The following is a 4,275-nucleotide window of genomic DNA, read 5'->3' on the forward strand; positions in this document are numbered from 1 at the left end:
GCCCCGATCGCGGCGAAGTCCGTGCCGCGGAACGTGCCCGTCACGAACAGGTGGGCCGAGCCCGCCTGCCCGCACACGAAGCTCAGGTCCCGCTCGCGCAGCAGCGTGACCAGGGGGTTCTGCACAGCGCCGAGCCGGCAGAGGGCCAGTGACAACACGATCGTCGAGAACCGGTTGGGCAGCTGCCAGGACACCACGTCCCCGGGGTGGACCCCGAGGTCGCGCAGGCCCGCGGCCGCCCGTTCCACGGCCGCGGCCAGCTCGGCGAAGGTCATCCGGGCCCGGTGCTCGTCGACGGCGAACAGGGCGTCCGGCGTGGTCTCCGCCCGGCGGGTGAGCAGCTCGGTCACGGACGCCGCCTCGAACGGGGGCGTCCAGGTGCGCGCCTCGGTCTGCAGGGTCACCGCGCTCACCCGCCCGCCGGGGCGAGCAGCGCCGCCCGGACCTCGCGCTTGAGGATCTTGCCCGCGGGCCCGAGCGGCAGCTCGTCCCGGAACTCGAAGCGGCGGGGTTGCTTGTAGCCCGCCAGGTTCCCGCGGCAGTGCTCGCGCAGCGACTCCTCCAGCCCCGGGTCCGGCGTGCCGCTGCGGACGACCACCGCCACGGGCGTCTCGCCCCACTCCGGGTCGGGCAGCCCGACGACGGTGACCAGGTCGACGCCCGGGTGCGCGGCCAGGACCCGCTCGATCTCGGCGGGGTACACGTTGAACCCGCCGGAGATGATCATGTCGGTCTTGCGCCCCGCGATGTAGAGGTAGCCGCGCTCGTCGAGCCTGCCGAGGTCACCGGTCCACAACCCGGTGGGGCGGAAGGTCTCCGCGCTCGCCTCGGGTCGGTTCCAGTACCCGGCGGCGACCATGTCGGACCGCACGACGATCTCGCCGGTCTCGCCGGTCGGGAGGTCCTCGCCCGCCTCGTCGACGATCCGGATCTCGGCCATCGCCGTCTCCCGCCCGCAGGAGGCGAGCAGGCCCTCGTCGCCCGCCACGGCCGCCCGGTGGTCGGCGGGGGTGAGGATGGTGGCCTGCCCACCGGCCTCGGTCGCCCCGTAGCGCTGCTGCAGGTCGCAGCCGAGCCGGGCCATGGCCTCCTGGGCCAGCCCGGGCGGCACGGGGGCCGAGCCGTAGCTGATCCGGCGCAGGCTGGAGACGTCCCGGTCGGGCCCGTTCTCCAGGACCTTCAGCGTGCGCATCAGCATGGTCGGGATGAACGTGGTCATGGTGACCCGGCTGCGTTCGATCTCCGCGACCACCTGCTCGGGATCGAACCGCGGGTGCAGCACCAGGGTCTGGCCGAGGAACATCCCGGAGACCGTGCGCACCATGCCGCCCGCGGTGAAGCACGGCGTGGTCCCGAGGGTGACGTCGCTCGACACGGCCTCGGTGGCCAGCGAGGTGTCGAGGGCCTGCGCGACCATGCCGCGGTGCAGCTGGACCACGCCCTTGGGATGGCCGGTCGTGCCGCTGGTGTAGAGGAGGAACTGGACGTCGTCGTGGGTGAGGGTCGCAGGCGTCGGGTCCGCGTCGACCGAGCCCGCCAGCACGGACTCGTAGTCCTTGCCCGCCTCCTCCCCGCCGATCTGCACCACCAGCTCGAGCTGCGCGGTGAAGACCTCACCCGCCAGCGCGGTCTGGTCGCTGTGCACGATCCCGGCGCGGGCACCGGAGTCCGTGAGCTGGTGGGCGATCTCGGGCGCCGAGAGCCGGATGTTGATCGGCACGGCCACCAGCCCGGCCTTGGCCAGCCCGAACACGATCTCCGGCCACTCCGCGGTGTTGCGGGAGCAGACGGCGACCCGGTCCCCGGTGTGCAGCCCGGCGGCGCGCAGCGCGGTGCCGAGCCGGTTGGCCCGCTCGTTCACCGCGGCCCAGGTCAGGGCGGTGCCGCCGGAGAGCACGGCGGTCTTGGTGGGGTACCGGCGCGCGTTGCGGCGGGGGATGTCTCCGACGAGCATGCGTCCTCGCGAGGGTGCAGGGGCGGGGGCCGCCCGGAGGGAGGGTCAGATCAGGAAGGCGAGGGTGGGCACCGGCCCGCCCGCGTTCACGAGGTGCACGGTCTTGGCCACGAGCTCGAGGCTCCCGTCCGGCCGCCTGCGCACCGTGTGCACCACGCGCCCGGCCCAGGTGGTGAGGGCGTGGCGGTACTCGTAGAGCACGAAGTTGGCGCCGACGGTCACGGTGTCGGCCCCGCGGTCGAGGACCTCGACGTTGGTGAGCAGCCTGCGCATCACCGACGGCGGGGTCTGCGAGTGCCGGGCGCCGGAGTTGAGCTGGGCGACCCGGCTGCGGATCCGCTTGCGGTTGTCGTAGACGTAGGACAGGTTGACCCGCGGGTCGTGGTCCGGGCCCATCGGCACCCAGTACACACCGTCCGCCGCCCAGAGGGACTCCCACTCGGAGTAGCGGGCCTCGTCGGCGAGGCGCGCCTCGAGGTGCAGGAAGGCGAGGACGTCCGGTTCGAGCGCGGGGTCCACGGGGGTGCCGGTCGCGGCGGCCGGTTCGGTCATGACTCTGCTCCGTCTCGGGAGTTGTAGCGGCCACCGAGCACCTCGGCCCAGTGCGCCCACCAGCCGCGCTGCGGGGTCTCCGCGCTCTTGTCGTGGTTGACCAGCCCGGTCTCGTCCGCCTCGTCGGTGTCCCGGCCGCGGGCCAGGACGATCCAGTCCGGCTTGCGCGCCGCCAGGCCGAGCTGGTTGCGGGCGCCGATCTCGCCGTCGTCCGCGATCAGGAAACCGGCGGGGCCCATGGCGCCCTCGGTGCGGCGGAGCATCCGGCCGTTGAGCTCGTCCTGGCCGGGGATCAGCGCCGGGGTGGTGTAGGCGACGGTCTCACCGGGGGCGATCGGCTCGACCATCATGATGTTCATCTCGGCGAGGAACAGGTTCGGGAAGATCAACGTGTGCGGCGGGCCCACGACGAGGGCGCGGTGCGTGTCCGCCGGACCGTGCGCGCGTTCCATGGCGGCGACGTAGTTCGGCAGCTTCGCCCGCGGCGCTCGGCCGAACCAGACGAACTCCTCGTCGAGGCGGGTGTACTCGGCGGAGTAGTCGATCTCGGAGTGCCCGTCGCCCATGTCCCGGACGCAGACCTCGACCTTGCTGGGGACGTGCGAGACCTTGGCCTCGCGGACCGCGGAGTAGACCGACTCGTGGGTGAACAACGCGTGGTAGCCGTCGACGTTGTTCTCCATCACCATCTTCCAGTTGCTCATGTGCTGGTGTTTCATCCAGCCCGCGCGCAGGTCGAGGCGCCCGTCCGGGGACAGCGCGAGCAGCCGGTCGATCGCGGTGGTCGCCCGGCCCAGGTGCTCGGCGAGGGTGATCCCCTCGGCGGCGAGGGAGGCGAAGACGAAGCCGCGGTAGGAGTCCGTCCGGGCGGTCGGGGCGAGCCCGATCTCGCTGCGCCTGGCCAGGAACTCCTTGTCGTAGCCGGTGCGCATGGGCACGCCGACCAGCGAGCCGTCGTTGTTGAAGGTCCAGCCGTGGTACGGGCAGCGGAAGGTGGTGCTGTTGCCGGACTCGGCGTTGCACAGCCGGTTGCCGCGGTGGGCACACCGGTTCATCAGGACGCGGACGACGCCGTCCTTGCCGCGGGTGAGGATCACGGGCTGCCCGCCGATCCGGCGGGTGACGTAGTCGCCGGGCTCGGGCACCTCGCTCTCGTGGCCCACGTAGACCCAGCCCCGCCGGAAGATCTGCTCCATCTCCAGCTCGAAGACCTCGGGATCGGTGTAGACCGAGCCGTGCACGCGGTCGTGCTGCACGAGATCGTCCACATCGGTCCGCGGGGGAGCCGCCTCGGGCGGCCGCGTGTCGAGTTCGGTCATGGCGCATCCTCCGGGACGGGTGTGGTGAAGCCGGGCACGGCGACCTCGCCGAGCCTGCGGAAGCCGACGGCGACCCGATCGCCGACGGCGGGTGGTGCGATGTCGGGGGAGAGCGGCGCGAGCACGAGCCGGTGCCCACCGGCCAGCTCGACGTCGGCGACCGGGTAGGGCCGGTCGGTCCGGACGAGCCCGGGTTCGAGCCGGTGGACGACGGTGACCGCGTGCACGGTCCCGGCCTGTTCGGCCCGGCGCCAGGCCACCTCGGCCGCGCCGCACCCGTCGCACACGCGCTGCTCGAGCTCGAGGGCGAGGTCGCAGGCGGCGCACCGGGGCAGGTGCAGCTCGCCGCGGTCCGCCGCGGCGTAGAGCGGGGCCAGCACGTCCGACGGGTCGGGTGCCAGCTCGGGGGCGAGCAGCCAGTCGGTCACGCCGCCTCCAGGACCAGTGCGG

The 4,275-nt window shown here is 73.0% G+C and carries 5 protein-coding genes; all 5 read right to left on the reverse strand.

Annotated elements, in window-relative coordinates; all coding sequences use genetic code 11:
* Nucleotides 1–404 (reverse strand): AMP-binding protein (locus H5J29_RS22790; protein WP_220187797.1); only part of this gene is annotated, 404 nt, incomplete at its 3' end.
* Nucleotides 405–409: 5 nt separating this feature from the next.
* Nucleotides 410–1,954: a class I adenylate-forming enzyme family protein gene (locus H5J29_RS22795; RefSeq protein WP_181783081.1), complete on the reverse strand. Its 1,545-nt coding sequence runs from the start codon at nt 1,952–1,954 to the stop codon at nt 410–412.
* A gap of 45 nt (nt 1,955–1,999) precedes the next feature.
* The gene (locus H5J29_RS22800; RefSeq protein ID WP_181783082.1) at nt 2,000–2,506 is read right to left on the reverse strand and encodes an aromatic-ring-hydroxylating dioxygenase subunit beta; all 507 of its coding nucleotides are present in this window, start codon (nt 2,504–2,506) and stop codon (nt 2,000–2,002) included.
* Nucleotides 2,503–3,825 carry an aromatic ring-hydroxylating oxygenase subunit alpha gene (locus tag H5J29_RS22805; RefSeq protein WP_181783083.1) on the reverse strand — a complete coding sequence of 441 codons (1,323 nt, stop codon included), beginning with the start codon at nt 3,823–3,825 and terminating at the stop codon, nt 2,503–2,505. Before H5J29_RS22805 ends, H5J29_RS22800 begins: the two co-directional genes overlap by 4 nt.
* Nucleotides 3,822–4,275, reverse strand: a 454-nt coding sequence (locus H5J29_RS22810; RefSeq protein WP_220187798.1) for a Zn-ribbon domain-containing OB-fold protein, incomplete at its 5' end; no start/stop codon positions are given. The genes H5J29_RS22810 and H5J29_RS22805, both read right to left, overlap by 4 nt.

It is taken from the genome of Pseudonocardia pini, from assembly GCF_013870575.1.
Taxonomy (GTDB): domain Bacteria; phylum Actinomycetota; class Actinomycetes; order Mycobacteriales; family Pseudonocardiaceae; genus Pseudonocardia; species Pseudonocardia pini.

What these genes read in the sequence shown, in the direction of transcription:
- H5J29_RS22795 (WP_181783081.1), bottom strand. Translation starts at nt 1,954, where the DNA reads ATGCTCGTCGGAGACATCCCCCGCCGCAACGCGCGCCGGTACCCCACC.
- H5J29_RS22800 (WP_181783082.1), bottom strand. Translation starts at nt 2,506, where the DNA reads ATGACCGAACCGGCCGCCGCGACCGGCACCCCCGTGGACCCCGCGCTC.
- H5J29_RS22805 (WP_181783083.1), bottom strand. Translation starts at nt 3,825, where the DNA reads ATGACCGAACTCGACACGCGGCCGCCCGAGGCGGCTCCCCCGCGGACC.